Source organism: Pacificoceanicola niger, from assembly GCF_048553275.1.
In the GTDB taxonomy this organism is placed as follows: Bacteria; Pseudomonadota; Alphaproteobacteria; order Rhodobacterales; family Rhodobacteraceae; genus Pacificoceanicola.
The window spans coordinates 16,956-32,063 of sequence record NZ_JBLZMW010000007.1 but is presented as its reverse complement, the minus strand read 5'-3'; the positions used below and the strand labels follow the sequence as shown (position 1 = coordinate 32,063).

Here is a 15,108-nt window from a genome sequence, read left to right as displayed (position 1 = left end):
ACGCTGTAATTCTACATCGCCTGTCCGGCTGAATTCCCTAACGCCCCTTGCTGCGTCGCGGCAAACTCGCCATGCTTGCGGGCACCTCAAAACAGCGAAAGATACTCATGTCGATCACGGCCAGCATCTATCACCTGACGCACTACAAGTATGACCGTCCGGTCACACTCGGGCCGCAGGTGATCCGGCTGAGGCCGGCGCCCCACTCGCGCACACGGGTGATCTCGCACGCGCTCAAGGTCTCGCCCGAAGGGCATTTCGTCAACCACCAGCAGGACCCCTATGGCAACTGGCTGGCGCGGTTTGTCTTTCCCGAGCCGGTGACGGAGTTCAAGATCGAGGTTGACCTGGTAGCCGACATGTCGGTCTATAACCCCTTCGATTTCTTCATCGAAGACCACGCCACGAAGATCCCCTTCACATATGGCGATGAGATCAAGGAAGATCTGAGCATCTATCTTGTGAAGGAGCCGGTGGGCCCCTTGCTTGAGGGGTTCCTCAGGAAAATCCCGCGTGAGCCGACGCCGACGGTGGATTTCCTTGTTGCTCTGAACGCGATGGTCGAAAAGGAAATCACCTACGAAATCCGGATGGAGCCGGGCGTGCAGACGCCGGAGGAAACGCTGGGCCGGGCGGCCGGATCCTGCCGGGACAGCAGCTGGCTTCTGGTTCAGACCCTGCGCAATCTCGGCCTCGCGGCCCGCTTTGTGTCCGGCTACCTGATCCAGCTCAAGCCCGATTTGCAGGCTCTGGATGGCCCGTCCGGCACCGATCACGATTTCACCGACCTGCATGCCTGGGTCGAGGTGTTCCTGCCGGGTGCGGGTTGGGTCGGGCTTGATCCGACGTCCGGCCTCTTTGCGGGAGAAAGCCACATTCCGCTGGCTGCGACGCCGCATTACCGCACCGCCGCGCCGATCTCGGGGGTGGCAAGCTATGCCGAGGTGGACTTTTCCTTCGACATGCAGGTGATGCGCACCGCCGAGCATCCGCGCATCACCAAGCCATTCTCCGATGCCTCCTGGGAGGCGCTGAATGCGCTGGGACATGCGGTGGACAAGCGGCTAGAGGCCGGGGACGTCCGGTTGACCATGGGCGGCGAGCCGACCTTTGTCTCCATTGATGACTTCGAAAGCAGCGAGTGGAATTCCGACGCGGTTGGCCCGACAAAACGTGTGCTGGCCGACAGTTTGATCCGGCGTCTCGACGACAAGTTCGCGGGAGGCGGGCTGCTGCATTATGGGCAGGGGAAATGGTATCCGGGCGAGACCTTGCCGCGTTGGACCTTCTCCCTGTACTGGCGCAAGGACGGCAAGCCGATCTGGCGCGATCAGAACCTGTTGGCGAGAGAGGACACGCGTGAAGATGTCGGTCCCGAAGACGCCGAAGCGCTGCTCAAGGGTATTGCCGACGCGCTGGAGGTTTCGAACGAGAATGTGATGCCGGCCTTCGAGGATCCGGCGGACTGGATCATCCGGGAAGGCAACCTTCCGGAGAATGTGACGCCGGACAACAGCAAGCTGAAGGACCCCGAGGAGCGGGCCCGGATCGCGCGTGTGTTCGAGCGCGGTTTGACCACCGCTGCGGGCTATGTGCTGCCGGTTCAACGCTGGCAGAGCGCGGCCAGGAAGACATGGCTTTCGGAGGTCTGGAAGCTGCGCCGGGGCAAGGTCTTTCTTGTCGCCGGGGACAGCCCGGTGGGCTATCGTCTGCCGCTTGGCAGCCTGTCGCATGTGCCCGCCGCGCAATACCCTTTCATCAATCCGCAGGATCCGACGGTGGCGCGCGACCCGCTCCCCGAAACGTGGCTGAAGGACGAAGAAGACCACGATGCCGCGCAGACGCCGGATCGCGATCAGGCGGTATCGAGCCGGACGGACGACACCGCCGGACAAACAATCATGGCGCAAAGCTTCAAGCCCGACATCGACGGCTATGTGCGCACCGCGATTTCGGTCGAGCCACGCGATGGACGTCTGTGCGTCTTCCTGCCGCCGGTGGAGGCGCTGGAAGACTATCTCGAACTGATCGAGGCGGTCGAACGGGCGGCCAAGCGGATCGGGCGCAAGGTGATGATCGAAGGCTATGCCCCGCCCCATGACCCGCGCGTCGAGGTCATCCGCGTTGCGCCCGACCCGGGCGTTCTGGAGGTCAACATTCATCCGGCATCGAGCTGGGCGGAGTGCGTTCAGACCACCGAGACCGTCTATGAAGAGGCGCGGCAGACCCGTCTGGGCGCGGACAAGTTCATGATCGACGGGCGGCACACCGGCACCGGCGGTGGCAACCATGTTGTGGTCGGCGGCGCAACGCCGATCGACAGTCCGTTTCTGCGCCGCCCCGACCTGCTCAAGAGCCTGATCCTGTTCTGGCAACGGCATCCAAGCCTCTCCTACCTGTTTTCCGGCACCTTTGTCGGGCCGACATCACAGGCACCGCGCATCGACGAGGCGCGGCATGATCAGCTCTATGAACTGGAAATCGCGCTCGACCAGATCTGGCCGCCGGAGCAGGGGCATGTGCCGCCGCCGTGGCTGACGGATCGTCTGCTGCGCAATTCGCTGATCGACGTGACGGGCAACACGCACCGCACGGAGATCTGCATCGACAAGCTGTATTCGCCGGACGGCCCGACCGGGCGGCTTGGCCTTGTGGAATTCCGTGGCTTTGAAATGCCGCCGAACCCGCGCATGAGCCTGGCTCAGCAGCTCCTGATCCGGGCGATCATTCTGCGCTGCTGGGAAGATCCGATCAGCAACAGCTTGACGCGCTGGGGGACCACGCTGCACGACCGGTTCATGCTTCCGGCGTTCATCTGGGAAGATTTCCTTGATGTGCTGGAAGACCTGCGCGCGCATGATCTGCCGATGGAGGCCGATTGGTTCAAGGCGCAGGCCGAGTTCCGCTTTCCGTTTTGTGGCGAGGTCACTTACGAGGGGGCGACGCTGGAAATCCGGCAGGCTCTGGAGCCGTGGCACGTCATGGGGGAGACCGGCGCAATCGGGGGCACCGTGCGCTATACCGACAGCTCGGTCGAGCGGCTTCAGGTCCGGCTCGAAACCGCCAATCCCGAACGCTATGTCGTGACGGCGAACGGCCGCCGCGTGCCGCTGCACAGGACGGCAACAACCGGCGAGCGTGTGGGCGCGGTGCGCTACAAAGCGTGGAAGCCGCCAATGTCGCTGCATCCGGTGCTTGAGGTGGACGCGCCGCTGACCTTTGACATCTATGACACCTGGACGGGCCGGTCCATTGGAGGCTGCCGGTATCACGTCGCGCATCCGGGCGGTCGGAATTTCGATACCTTCCCGGTCAATGGCAACGAAGCAGAGGCGCGCAGGCTCAGCCGTTTCGAGGCGTTTGGGCATACGCCCGGCGCCTTCGAGCCGCCACGCGAGACGACGCATCCGGAATTTCCGATGACGCTGGACCTCAGAAGGCGTCCGGGGCTCTGAGCGATGCAGAAATCTGAGCGGACCGTCCCTTCCGAATTGCTCAAGGCCTATGCACGGCAAATGGGTGTGTCGGACGAGATGCTGGATGCGGATGGCCGCGTCCGGCCCGCCTGGGTTTCTTTCATCAACCATATCAGCAGCCTGGGCGCCGCTCAGTTGGAGAACCGCTTTGCCCGGGGGGATCAATATCTTCGCGATGCGGGTATCCTGTTTCGGCAGTATGACGATGCGTTGTCGACCGAACGGGAGTGGCCACTGAGCCATATTCCCGTACTTCTCGACGAAACGGAGTGGCAGGAGATTTCCGCCGGGCTGGTCGAGCGGGCGGAGCTTTTGGAATTCGTGGCGCGCGATGTCTACGGGGCCAATACGCTGGTATCCTCCGGGCAGCTTCCGGCGGCTATTCTGAGCCAGAATCCGGCGTGGCTGCGACCGATGATCGGGGTGAAGCCGCGCGATGGCAACTTCCTCAACTTTCTGTCTTTCGAATTGGGCCGTGGTCCGGATGGCAAGTGGTGGGTGATCAGCGATCTGGTCGAGGCGCCGTCGACCGCCGGCTTTGCCATCGAGAACCGGGTCGCCATGGGGCGGGTCTTTCCCAACTTCTTCTCCCGCTCGAATATTCACAGGCTCGCCGGGTTCTTTCAGGCGTTCCAGCAAAATCTGTTCAACCTGCGTGGCCGCAGCAGCGAGGGCCAGATCGCCGTGCTGACGCCCGGCCCGATGCATCAGAACTATGCCGAACACGCCTATATCGCCCGCTATCTCGGGCTGTTGCTGCTCGAAGGCGAAGACCTGATCGTTCAGAACGGCAAGGCCCTTGTGCGCACGATTGACGGTCCGAAACCGATCAGCCTGCTTTGGAACCGGGTGCCGAGCGGCATGGTCGACCCGCTCGAACTGGATCCCGGATCGCTCATTGGAACTCCGGGTCTGCTTGAGGCGGTGCGGACGCAGGGCCTGAAGACGCTCAACGCCATCGGCTCCGGCGTGTTGGAAACCCGCGCGCTCATGGCGTTCCTGCCGCAGATCGCGCGCTCCACACTTGCCAAGGAGCTGCGTATTCCCAACATTGCCACATGGTGGTGCGGCGGCGATGTGGAGCGCGAGCATGTCATCGTACATCGCGACCGGATGATGATTGGCTCGGCCTTTTCGACGGTTCCGCTGATGTCGGATCAGGGGACGACGATCCTCACATCCGAACTCGACACGCCTCAAGCGGAAAACATCGCCGCCCTGCTGCGCAGCCGCGGGCGCGAACTGGTTGGTCAGGAAGCGATTACCCTGTCGACGACGCCGACATGGGAACAGGGCGGGCTGGCGCCGCGTCCCGTGTGCATCCGGATTTTTCTCGGGCGCACGGCCAAGGGCTGGGAGGTCATGCCCGGTGGCTACGCCCGCGTCAGTGCCGGTCAGGATGCGAAAGCCTTTGCAATGCAACGCGGCGGCAAGGTGGCGGATGTCTGGATCGTCAGCGACGAACCGGTTCAGAAGTCGAGCCTTCTGGACAGCACCACATCTGACGCCGTGCGCAGTGCCGAGCGCGCCGCCTTGCCAAGCCGCGCTGCGGAAAACCTGTTCTGGCTGGGCCGCTATGTCGAGCGGGCGGAGCTGAACCTGCGGTTGGTGCGGGGCTACTATGCCCGGCTGAGCGAAGGCGTGCCGCATACGTCGCGGTTCCCGGCCTTTCAGCGCGAAAAGCTCATGGCCGGGGTGGAGCCGGGACTCGATGCCATTGCCGATTGGTGCCGGGCGCCGCTGCAGCAGGCCTTGCAGGCGGCTTCGAAGGTCGGCGACCGGTTCTCGCCCGACGGCATGATGGCGCTGCGCGCGCTTGTCGAAGATGCCCATGCCTTTGAGACGCGTGGCGCCAACGTGGATGAAATTCCGCGTGAGATCAGCGCGTTGCTGCGGCAGGTTTCCGGATTTGCCGGGCTGGTGCATGAAAACATGTACCGCACCGACGGCTGGCGTTTCTTGAGCCTTGGCATCTCGCTCGAACGGGCATCGAACATGTGCCACGTCATGGCCTGTCTGACCTCGCGGGAGGCGCCGGAAGGCAGCCTGGACCTCGCGTTGGAAATCGGAGACAGCGTGATCGCGCACCGGGCGCGGTTCTCCATCATGGCCAACCGGCTTTCGGTGTTGGATATCCTTGGGATCGACGATCAGAACCCGCGTTCGATCCGCTATCACGTGGCCCGCGCGCGAAGGCATATCGAGGAATTGCCCGGCCATGGCGCAAGCCACGTGCTGACGGACGTGGCCCGCCGCGCGCTGACGCTTGAAACCTTCCTTGCGGTGCACCATGTGGATGATCTGACACCCAAGATGCTTTTGCGGGTCCGGCAGGACATCTGGGATCTGTCGGACGCCCTGAGTGCGGCGCATCTGGTGTAGGGCCATGCTGTACGACATTCGCCTGAAGATCACCCACCGTTACGAAGCCCCGGCTGGCAACAGTCGGCATTTGCTGCGTGTCTTGCCCGGGACGATCCCGGGGCGGCAGCGCGTTTTGGCGGTGCTGCTCGATGTGTCGCCGAAACCTGACGAACGCGGTGACAGTCTCGATTTCTTTGGAAATATGGTTGCCACGGTGTCGCATCTCGAACCGCATGACGAAATGGCGATCAGCATGTCGTGCCGTGTCGAGGTACTGCCGGTTCAGAGCCTGCTGGACGTCTCTGCCGAACGCGTTGACTTGCTACGGCAGGTCTCCGAGCTGCGCGATCTCACGCCCGGCTCGCCGGTGCACTTTCTCGGACCGTCACAGCGCCTGATGCCAAGCTCCGAAATATCCGACTTCGCCAAAAACGCGGTGCGTGCCGGAGAAAGCTCCGCTGCGGCGGTCAAGAGCATCGGGGAGGCGCTGCACGAGCGGATGACCTTTGATGCAGAGGCAACGACGGTGCGGACGGACCCGCGCGACGCCTTCTTGCTGGGGCGCGGGGTTTGCCAGGACTATACGCATATCATGATCCTCGCGCTGCGCTCGCTTGGTATACCGGCCGGCTATGTCAGCGGCTTCATCCGGACCGTTCCGCCGCCGGGGCAGGAGCGGCTTGAAGGAGCGGACGCCATGCATGCCTGGGTGCGGGCGTGGTGCGGGATGGAGCAGGGCTGGATCGAATACGACCCGACGAACGCGACGTTCGTCGGGCAGGACCACATAGTGCTTGGGCATGGCCGTGACTATGCCGACATAAGCCCGGTTGTCGGCCACCTGCGCTCCTCCGGGGGATCGCAGAATCAGCAGGCGGTCGACGTGATCCCGGTCGAATAGGGGGGCCACCCTAGACGGAGCCAAGATCCGGGAGCGTTTCTGCGTAGCGCGACAGGCCTCGGGTCAGCGGAAACAGATCCGCTTGCAGCGCGTGGTAAATGTCGGGTTTACCGTGGAATTGGCGTCCGGTTGGCGTGCCGCTCTCATCGAGCTCCGGGAACCAGCCGCCGTTTTTGTGGTCTATGAAATGGGCGTCCGCGAACTGCCAGAGCTTGCGATACCACGCCTCGTCCTCCGGCCTGGGATCAAGTTTGAGAAATGAGGCGAGGACCCCGATCGCCTCTGTCACGGGCCACCAGTACCGGTCCGTGATCGCGGGGCTGCCGGCCCAGTCGAGCGTGTAGATCATCCCGCCATCTTCCCGCCACGCATCCTCAAGCGCGCGGTAAGCCACCGCGCGCGCGGTTTGTGGCGCGTTGTTGTCGGGGCGCCCGCTCAGATCCCAATGTTGCAGCAGTAGCCGGGAGAATTCGAACGAATGGCCCGGCGTGGTTCCGGCGGGGCGGAACATCGGATTCTCTGAGTAATCCCGGTCCACGGTCCAATCCGCATGGTAATGCTCGGGGAGCCGGTCATGGGTCTGCGGCGCCATCGTGTTCAGGAAGAAATCCAGAATGCGCCCAGCCTTCTCCAGGTAGTGTTCGCGGCCCGTGGCTTCGTAAGCCGCGAGCAGCGCCTCCGTCCCGTGCATGTTGGCGTTCATGCCACGATAGTTGGAAAACGGCGTCCAATCGCGGTTCCATTCGTCCGCAAAAAGGCCCGGCCCCTCCTCCCAGAAATGCCGCTCCAGCACGGCTGTCACGTCGTCGATCAGGGCGTCCGCGTCCGGATGTCCGGTCATTTTCGCGCTGGCCCCTGCGAGCAGGACGAACACATGGCCATAGGCCAGCTTGCGACCATCCGCGATGCGATCTCCGTCCATCGCCCACACGTATCCGCCGTGGTCCGCGTCGTGATGATGGCTGGCCAGATAGCGCATGCCCTGATCGACGACCGCCTCGCAATCGCGCAGTCCGCCGAGCATTCCAAGCGCGTAGGAATGAATCAGGCGTGTGGTTGTATGCAGCTCCTGCACCGTATCGGGCAGGGGATTGCCATCGAAGTCGAGCGTATGAAAGCCCGGCTCAGTACCGACGCTGGCCAGAAAAAACGCGAACTGGCGCCGGGCGTCATCGGCGAGCCATCGGCGGTGTGTTGTATCGGAGAGCCAATCGGCGGCTCCGTCGGCGGCTAATGGCGCTGGCATTGTGGTCTCACTCCCTGTTCGCGCCAAGCCTGACCCAATCGGTGCAGGATCACAAGCTGCAGTCCGGGTCCGTCCGGGCGCGGTTTGGGCCCGGCGGATTTTGCCGCCGATCTTAAAGCAGCGCCCTTCAAGCGCTTGAATTTTGTGCATTCGGCGCGTGGATGCACGAAAAATGATCAGCTTCCGGTATCTCATCCCGGTGTGCCTTGGCCCTTCTTGTTTCCTGCCGGGCTGGTCCGGAAGCATCCGAACGCGAACACGGGGCGGATCATTGGAACTGAGATTTTTCGAAATTTACCGGAACGCAGATTATCTCTGGCTGCTGGCAGAGGGCGTTATGACAAGCGCGGGCGTGACCCTCGCGGGGGCGGTGCTTGGTTTTGTCTTTGCCTGCGGTCTTGCCTTTGCGCGCTATGAACGGGTTCCGGTGCTGCGCTGGATCGCGGCGGGGTATGTGGATTTCATCCGCAACACGCCGCTTATCGTGCAGCTTTTCTTTGTTGCTTTCGGCCTGCCGCAGCTCTTGGGGTATGTCTGGCCATTCTGGGCCCATGCCGTGCTGGCCTTGACGTTGAACTTCTCGGCCTACTTCGCGGAGATCCTGCGTGCGGGCTTCCAGACCGTGGATGATGGCCAGCATGACGCGGCCAAGGCACTCGGCATCGGCCGGACGGTGCGGTTTTTCCGGATCATCATGCCGCAGTCGGTGGCGCAGATGTTCGCCTCGCTCAATTCACAGTTCATCTTTCTGTTCCTGACCACAGGTGTCATCTCGGAAATCGGGGTGCGGGATCTGACCTATGCCGGGCTGTTTATCGACAGTCGCACGTTCCGGTCGTTCGAAGTGTTTATCACTCTGACCGTGCTCTACATCCTGATATCGCTGGCTTTCAAGGCGGCCATGAGCCTGCTTGAACGGCGCGCCTTCCGCTGGAAGACCGCGCGATGAAGGATCTTTTCGTCAGCCTGCTCGGCAAACCCGAAGGCATCATCCTGTTTCAGCTGCTCGATGCGACGCAGTACACGATCTACCTGTCTTTGATCGCCTTTCTGGGCGGCGGGCTGATCGGTGCGATGATCACCTTGATGCGGATTGCGCCCGTGCGCAGCCTCAAGCGGATCTCGGTGAGCTACATTTGGCTGTTCCAGTCCACACCGCTGCTGATGATGCTGTTCCTGACAGGTCTGGGCGTGCCGCGCCTACTCGATATCGACGTCAATCCCTGGACGGCGGCGGTGGTGTCCCTGGTGATCTATGCCTCGGCCTATCTGTCGGATGTGTGGCGCGGCGCTGTTGAAAGCGTGCCGGAGGGGCAGTGGGAAGGCGCGCGGTCCATTGGCCTGACCTTTCTGCAGACGCTCCGGCTCGTGATCCTGCCACAGGCGTTTCGGGTCGCCCTCGCGCCCACCGTTGGCTTCATGGTGCAGATCATCAAGGGCACGTCGCTGGCCTATATAATCGGGTTCCACGATCTCATGGCCATCGGCAAACGCTGGGCGAATGCGCCGGTCGATGGGTCGGAGCCTTTCGTCATCTTCCCGCTGATGGCGCTGATCTATTTCGCGCTGTGCTACCCGCTGACGCTGTGGTCGCGGCATCTCGAAAAGCGTCTCGGGACGATCAAGAACAAGGAAACAGTCGCGCCAGCGGCTGCATGACAAACCCAACAGAGGAGAACACGATGTTAAAAACAAAGCTCAAATCCCTTGTGGCCGCGCTGGCCCTGACCTTGCCGCTGGCCGCGCCGGCGCAAGCGGACCTGACGGATATCCTTGAAGCGGGCGTGATCAAGATCGCCGTGCCCGAAAGCTTTCCGCCGTTCGGCGCGCTGAGCATGGAAGGCGAGCACGAAGGCTATGACGTGGATGTGGCCAAGCTGGTGGCGGAGAACCTCGGTGTCGAGCTGGAGCTTGTCCCCGTGGTCTCCAAGCAGCGCATTCCCTTCCTCGAAACGGACCGCGTGGATCTCGTGATCTCTGTCATGGGGGCCAACCCGGAGCGGGCCAAGTCGATCTGGTTCTCGGCGGCCTATGCGCCGTTCTTCTCCGGCGCCTTTGCAACCGCGGACAAGTCCATCTCCTCGCCCGACGATCTGGTCGGCATGAAAGTCGGCCTGACCGGTGGGACGCTCGAAGATCTGGAGCTGACCAAGACCGCCCCGGAGGGTGTCGAAATCATCCGTTTTGGTGACAATGCAGCGACCCTGTCGGCCTTCACCTCGGGGCAGGTCGATGTGCTTGTGTCCGGCAACACGGCGGCTGCGCAGATCACCGACGCCAACCCGGACATCGGTCTGGAAACCAAGTTCATCATCAAGGAAAGCCCGGCGTTCATTGGCGTCAAGAAGGGTAACTATGATCTGCTGCAATGGGTCAACGTCTTTATCTTGCACAAAAAACTGGGTGGGGAGCTTGACGAGATTTCGCAAAAATGGCTCGGCCAGCCGTTGCCGCCGCTGCCGACTTTCTGAATATCTGAAGACCTCGATCGCAAGGATCAGGGCGCCGGTTTCGGCGCCCTTTTTCGTTTTCTGTTCCGGGGTGCCGGCGCCGGACATCTGGCCTGAAAGTCGGATTGGAAAGGCGGCCTTATCAAGCCACTTGACGAACCTGCCGTGTTACATGTTACATATTTCATGACAGAGACGCCGAGCGTCTCGACGCGCCGGGAGGACGGCGTGACGTGGGAGGAGACAGGGATGACAGGAGCGTCTGCGCTGCGCGCGAGCCTGCGCGAGAACAGGTTGGTCGTCGCACCCGGCGCGGCCGATGCGTTGACCGCACGGCTGGTGCAAGGGCTTGGATTTGATGCGGTTTACATGACCGGGCTCGGGGCCACGGCGGTGCGCCTTGGGCAGCCCGATCTTGGTCTGATGACGCAGACGGAAATGGCCGATCACGCCCGGGCATTTGTGCGCGCTGTTGATATCCCGGTGATCGCCGACGCCGATACCGGGTATGGCGGCGCGCTCAACGTGGCGCGGACCGTGCGCGAATACATGCAGGGCGGCGTTGCGGCCATGCATCTGGAGGATCAGGTGTCGCCAAAACGATGCGGGCAACTGGCGGGCGTGCGACTGGTCGATCCTGCAGAGGCCGCAGCCCGGTTGAGCGCCGCCGTCGAGGCGCGCGGCGATGGCGATATTGTCCTGATCGGGCGGACCGACGCGTTGCCAGCGCAGGGCATGGACGAGGCTGTCGCCCGCGCGGCGCGGTTCCGCGATACCGGCGTCGATCTGATTTTCGTCGACGGGGTCAAGACCCGCGCCGAGGTTGAGGCGATTGCCAGACGTGTCGAGGGGCCCAAGGTGCTGAGCCTTGTGGATGGCACCGACGCCGCACAGCTCGGCATCGCCGATGTGCGCGAGCTTGGCTTTTCCGTGGTGATGTATGCGGTCACGGCCTTGTTCGCCGCAACCCGGGCCAGCGCCGACGCCCTGGCCCGGCTGAAGGACAGCGGCCTGCCGGGTGGCGGAGATGCGCTGAGCTATGCCGATTTCTGCGACTTGGTGGATCTTGTCGGTCATCAGGCCTTTGCCCACAGGCACGGCGAATGAACGCGGCCGTTCTGATAACCGGCGGTGCCTCTGGCATTGGCCGGGCCGTGGCCGAAAGGGTCGTGGCACGCGGTGCGCGGGCGATCCTGTGGGATGTGTCGGGCGCGGCGCTTGAGGCAACCTGCGCCGACCTTGGTCCCTTGGCGGACGGGCGTGTCGTGGATGTAGGAGACGCGACGGCAGTGGCAGAGGCCGGAAAGGCCCTGAACGCGCCCACGCATCTGGTGAACAATGCGGGCATTCTGGGCGGTCGCATGGACTGGCAGGCGATTGATCCCGTGGAGGTAAGCCGCATTCTGGCAATCAACGTTACAGGGATGATGCAGGTGACGTCGGCCTTTCTGAACGCCCGCGTCGCGCATCCGCAGGCGTCGATTGTCAACATCGCTTCTATTGCCGGTGAGAATGGCGGCGCGCCGGGGTTTGCCAGCTATGGCGCGTCCAAGGGCGCGATCCTTGCCCTGACCCGGGCATTGGCGCGTGATCTGGCGCCGGAGGTGCGGGTGAATGCGCTGGCGCCGGGGATCATCGACACGCCGATCCAAAGCGCTGTTCTCGGCAGCGCCGAAGCCCGCACGCAGGCCGAAGCAGGCATTCCGATGGGCCGCATGGGCACACCGGAAGAGGTGGCCGAGGCGGCGGATTGGCTGCTGTTCAAGGCCTCCTACGCCACTGGAGAGAGTCTCAGAATTGCGGGAGGACGGCGATGACAAAAGCCATTGATCTCTTTTTCAGGGCGCTGGACTGGCTGCTCGTCTTTCTTCTGGCGGGTATGACCGTGATGGTCTTTGCCAATGTGGTGCTGCGCTACGGGTTCGGATCGGGCATCGACATCTCTGAAGAGCTGTCGCGCTTTTTCTTCGTCTGGCTGATTTTTCTCGGTGCCATCGTGGCGATGCGCCACAACATGCACATGGGCTTCGATCTGGTTGTGACGAGCGTTTCTCCCGGAACGCGCCGCGTCCTGCTGACCATAGCCAATCTTCTTGTGCTTGGCTGTTGCGTGTTGATCCTCGTCGGGACGCTTCAGCAATTCCATGTCAACGCGACCAATATCGCGCCGGTGACGCGCATGCCGATGATCTGGGTCTTTGGCGTGCTGATCCCGATGTCGTTGATGGTGGGGGTGATGGCGGGGCTGCGGGCCTTTGGCTATGCCACGGGGCGGCTTCAGGACGCCGCAAGCCATGACGTGGAGGGACTGGAATGACCCTCCTTCTGTTTGTCGTCGTCCTTGGCGTTTCGCTGGTCATTGGCGTCCCGGTCGCCTTTGCGCTTCTGCTGTGCGCGGCCGCCATGGGCCTGCAGATGGATCTGTTCGACCCGCAGATCGTCGCGCAACGGATGGTGGTTGGAGCGAACAACTTCTCCCTTCTTGCGATCCCGTTCTTCCTGCTTGCGGGCGAGTTGATGAACGCCGGCGGCATGTCCAAGCGGATCATCGGATTTGCCATGGCCTTTGTTGGCCACCTGCGTGGCGGTCTTGGCGTGGTGGCGATCTTTGCCGCGATCATCCTTGCATCGCTCTCAGGGTCGGCGGCGGCGGACAGTGCGGCGCTGATCGCAATCATGCTGCCAATGATGAAGGAATCCGGCCATGACGAGGCGCGCTCTGTGGGACTCATGGCATCCGGTGGGGTGATCGCGCCGATCATTCCGCCCTCGATTGCCTATATCGTTTTTGCCGTCGCGACGAACCTGTCGATCACACAGCTTTTCATGGCGGGGATCGTTCCCGGGATCATGATGGGTGTCGGGGCGATCATCGCCTGGCTGATCGTGGCGCGGCGCGACCAGGTCCCCGCCTTGCCGCGCCAGGGCTGGGGTGTGCGCCTGCGCGAGGCGCGCACGGCGCTTTGGTCGCTCGGCATGCCGGTAATCATCCTCGGCGGCATCCGCTTTGGCGTTGTGACACCGACCGAAGCCGCCGTGATCGCTGCGGTCTATGCCGTCTTTGTCGGGATGGTGGTGCACCGCGAACTCAAAGTGAGCCATCTGTTCGATGTCTTCCGCAAGGCGGCATTGACGACAGCCGTGGTGATGATGCTCGCCGCTGCCGCGTTGGCCACCGCATGGTTCATCACCATCGCTGACCTGTCGGGCATCGTGCTCGATCTGGTCGGGCCGCTTGTGGACAGTCCGACGCTGCTGCTGATCGCGATCATGGCCTTGGTCCTGATGATCGGGACCATGCTGGATATGGGTCCGACGATCCTGATCCTGGCGCCGGTGCTGTTGCCGGTGGTCGAAGAGGCGGGAATCGATCCGATCTACTTCGGGGTGCTGTTTGTCATCAACTGCGCCATCGGGCTTGTGACGCCGCCGGTTGGCATCGTGCTGAGCGTGTCGGCGGGCGTCTCCGGCGTGCCCTTGCACCGGGTTGCCAAGGGCGCCGCGCCGTTCCTGATCGCACAGATCACCGTTTTGATTTTGCTGGTTATTTTCCCGCAACTTGTCCTGACGCCGCTGGAGTGGCTCAGGTGACCCAAAGTCTATTACGAACCAAAACAAGGAGGAGACTGACAATGAAACTGAGCAAGGCATTTGCCACTCTAGCGCTCTGCGCCACGGCGCTGACCTCGCCCGCGATGGCGGCCGAGTATGGCAAACACACCTTCAAGGTGTCGAGCGGGGCGGCCAAGGACCACCCGATCGCGACCGGCATCGCAGCTATGTCGACCTGCATGGAAGAGGGCTCCGGAGGCAAGATGAAGCTGCGCGGATTCTACTCGGGCCAGCTGGGTGACGACGCCGACGCGACGCAATCGACGCGCTCGGGCTCTATCGAGATGGTCGTGACGGGCTCCGCCGCCATCGCGGGGATCGAACCGGCGCTTGGCGTGTTCAGCCTGCCGTTCATGTTCGCCAACGACGCAGAAGTCGACGCCATCATGACCGGCCCCTTCTTCGATTATCTTGCCGAGAAGATGCCGCAACATGACCTGATCCTGCTGTCGATCTGGGAGAATGGTTTCCGCAACGCCACCAACTCCAAGCACCCGATCCAGGCCGTATCGGATTTCGAGGGCTTGAATTTCCGTGTCATGCAGAACCCGATCTTCCTCGATACGTTCCGTCGCCTCGGGGCGAACCCGGTGCCGATGGCCTTCGGCGAGGTCTTTACCGCGCTGGAAACCGGTGCTGTCGACGGGCAGGAAAACCCGCTGCCGCTGATCGAGGCGACGAAGTTCTACGAGGTGCAGAGGTACCTCACGCTGACGCGCCATGCCTATTCGCCGAACCCGGCACTGATGAACAAGACCGTCTGGGACGGGCTGAACGGGGACGAACAGGCATTGATCATGTCCTGTGCCGCGACGGCGCGTGACGCGCAGATCGCACGTTCGCGCGCTGCGGTCGGGGAATCGGCGGAGAAGCTGACCTCCGAGGGCATGGAAATCTCCGAGCTGCCCGTGGCCGAAATGGACAAGCTGCGCGAATTGGTGGCTCCGGTATACGAGACATCCATGGAATCGGTCGGCAAAGACAACTTTGACCGTCTGATGGAAGAGCTGGGCAAGATCCGAAACTGAAGCCAGCTTGCCGGCGCCCGCCCACTCCCCG

The 15,108-nt window shown here is 62.7% G+C and carries 12 protein-coding genes; 11 read left to right on the top strand and 1 reads right to left on the bottom strand.

Translation table 11 applies throughout. The features are described 5' to 3' along the window. Positions 1 to 107: 107 nt before the first annotated feature. The 3 genes from ACN2XU_RS10660 to ACN2XU_RS10650 are packed head-to-tail and all read left to right on the top strand — an operon-like array spanning position 108 to position 6,741. Positions 108 to 3,455: a transglutaminase family protein gene (locus tag ACN2XU_RS10660; protein ID WP_419410421.1), complete on the top strand. Its 3,348-nt coding sequence runs from the start codon at positions 108 to 110 to the stop codon at positions 3,453 to 3,455. 3 nt (positions 3,456 to 3,458) lie between these two features. Next, positions 3,459 to 5,858, top strand: coding sequence for a circularly permuted type 2 ATP-grasp protein (locus ACN2XU_RS10655; protein ID WP_419410420.1), 2,400 nt, complete (start codon positions 3,459 to 3,461; stop codon positions 5,856 to 5,858). A gap of 4 nt (positions 5,859 to 5,862) precedes the next feature. Further along, entirely contained in the window at positions 5,863 to 6,741 is an 879-nt protein-coding gene (locus tag ACN2XU_RS10650; protein ID WP_419410419.1) for a transglutaminase family protein, read from the top strand. Positions 6,742 to 6,751: 10 nt separating this feature from the next. On the opposite strand, the gene ACN2XU_RS10645 is transcribed toward ACN2XU_RS10650, so the two are convergent. Then, positions 6,752 to 7,987, bottom strand: coding sequence for an AGE family epimerase/isomerase (locus ACN2XU_RS10645; protein WP_419410418.1), 1,236 nt, complete (start codon positions 7,985 to 7,987; stop codon positions 6,752 to 6,754). A gap of 271 nt (positions 7,988 to 8,258) precedes the next feature. Here ACN2XU_RS10645 and ACN2XU_RS10640 point away from each other — a divergent pair, with 271 nt between their 5' ends. The 8 genes from ACN2XU_RS10640 to ACN2XU_RS10605 all read left to right on the top strand — a co-directional run bounded on the left by ACN2XU_RS10640 (position 8,259) and on the right by ACN2XU_RS10605 (position 15,077). Next, on the top strand, positions 8,259 to 8,936 hold the full coding sequence (locus tag ACN2XU_RS10640) for an amino acid ABC transporter permease (protein WP_419410417.1): 678 nt from the start codon (positions 8,259 to 8,261) through the stop codon (positions 8,934 to 8,936). Next, entirely contained in the window at positions 8,933 to 9,646 is a 714-nt protein-coding gene (locus ACN2XU_RS10635; protein ID WP_419410416.1) for an amino acid ABC transporter permease, read from the top strand. The genes ACN2XU_RS10640 and ACN2XU_RS10635 overlap by 4 nt, the downstream gene beginning before the upstream one ends. Before the next feature lie 23 nt (positions 9,647 to 9,669). Further along, positions 9,670 to 10,458, top strand: a complete 789-nt coding sequence (locus ACN2XU_RS10630) for a transporter substrate-binding domain-containing protein (RefSeq protein ID WP_419410415.1) — start codon at positions 9,670 to 9,672, stop codon at positions 10,456 to 10,458. Between the two features lie 228 nt (positions 10,459 to 10,686). Then, positions 10,687 to 11,544 carry an isocitrate lyase/PEP mutase family protein gene (locus ACN2XU_RS10625; RefSeq protein ID WP_419410414.1) on the top strand — a complete coding sequence of 286 codons (858 nt, stop codon included), beginning with the start codon at positions 10,687 to 10,689 and terminating at the stop codon, positions 11,542 to 11,544. Further along, on the top strand, positions 11,541 to 12,254 hold the full coding sequence (locus tag ACN2XU_RS10620; RefSeq protein ID WP_419410413.1) for an SDR family NAD(P)-dependent oxidoreductase: 714 nt from the start codon (positions 11,541 to 11,543) through the stop codon (positions 12,252 to 12,254). The genes ACN2XU_RS10625 and ACN2XU_RS10620 overlap by 4 nt, the downstream gene beginning before the upstream one ends. Next, on the top strand, positions 12,251 to 12,754 hold the full coding sequence (locus ACN2XU_RS10615; protein ID WP_419410412.1) for a TRAP transporter small permease: 504 nt from the start codon (positions 12,251 to 12,253) through the stop codon (positions 12,752 to 12,754). The genes ACN2XU_RS10620 and ACN2XU_RS10615 overlap by 4 nt, the downstream gene beginning before the upstream one ends. Next, complete coding sequence (locus ACN2XU_RS10610; protein ID WP_419410411.1) at positions 12,751 to 14,028, top strand: TRAP transporter large permease; 1,278 nt, start codon at positions 12,751 to 12,753, stop codon at positions 14,026 to 14,028. Before ACN2XU_RS10615 ends, ACN2XU_RS10610 begins: the two co-directional genes overlap by 4 nt. A gap of 41 nt (positions 14,029 to 14,069) precedes the next feature. Beyond that, positions 14,070 to 15,077: a DctP family TRAP transporter solute-binding subunit gene (locus ACN2XU_RS10605; RefSeq protein WP_419410410.1), complete on the top strand. Its 1,008-nt coding sequence runs from the start codon at positions 14,070 to 14,072 to the stop codon at positions 15,075 to 15,077. Positions 15,078 to 15,108: the final 31 nt, after the last annotated feature.

What these genes read in the sequence shown, in the direction of transcription:
- ACN2XU_RS10660 (WP_419410421.1), top strand. Translation starts at nt 108, where the DNA reads ATGTCGATCACGGCCAGCATCTATCACCTGACGCACTACAAGTATGAC.
- ACN2XU_RS10655 (WP_419410420.1), top strand. Translation starts at nt 3,459, where the DNA reads ATGCAGAAATCTGAGCGGACCGTCCCTTCCGAATTGCTCAAGGCCTAT.
- ACN2XU_RS10650 (WP_419410419.1), top strand. Translation starts at nt 5,863, where the DNA reads ATGCTGTACGACATTCGCCTGAAGATCACCCACCGTTACGAAGCCCCG.
- ACN2XU_RS10645 (WP_419410418.1), bottom strand. Translation starts at nt 7,987, where the DNA reads ATGCCAGCGCCATTAGCCGCCGACGGAGCCGCCGATTGGCTCTCCGAT.
- ACN2XU_RS10635 (WP_419410416.1), top strand. Translation starts at nt 8,933, where the DNA reads ATGAAGGATCTTTTCGTCAGCCTGCTCGGCAAACCCGAAGGCATCATC.
- ACN2XU_RS10630 (WP_419410415.1), top strand. Translation starts at nt 9,670, where the DNA reads ATGTTAAAAACAAAGCTCAAATCCCTTGTGGCCGCGCTGGCCCTGACC.
- ACN2XU_RS10625 (WP_419410414.1), top strand. Translation starts at nt 10,687, where the DNA reads ATGACAGGAGCGTCTGCGCTGCGCGCGAGCCTGCGCGAGAACAGGTTG.
- ACN2XU_RS10620 (WP_419410413.1), top strand. Translation starts at nt 11,541, where the DNA reads ATGAACGCGGCCGTTCTGATAACCGGCGGTGCCTCTGGCATTGGCCGG.
- ACN2XU_RS10615 (WP_419410412.1), top strand. Translation starts at nt 12,251, where the DNA reads ATGACAAAAGCCATTGATCTCTTTTTCAGGGCGCTGGACTGGCTGCTC.
- ACN2XU_RS10610 (WP_419410411.1), top strand. Translation starts at nt 12,751, where the DNA reads ATGACCCTCCTTCTGTTTGTCGTCGTCCTTGGCGTTTCGCTGGTCATT.
- ACN2XU_RS10605 (WP_419410410.1), top strand. Translation starts at nt 14,070, where the DNA reads ATGAAACTGAGCAAGGCATTTGCCACTCTAGCGCTCTGCGCCACGGCG.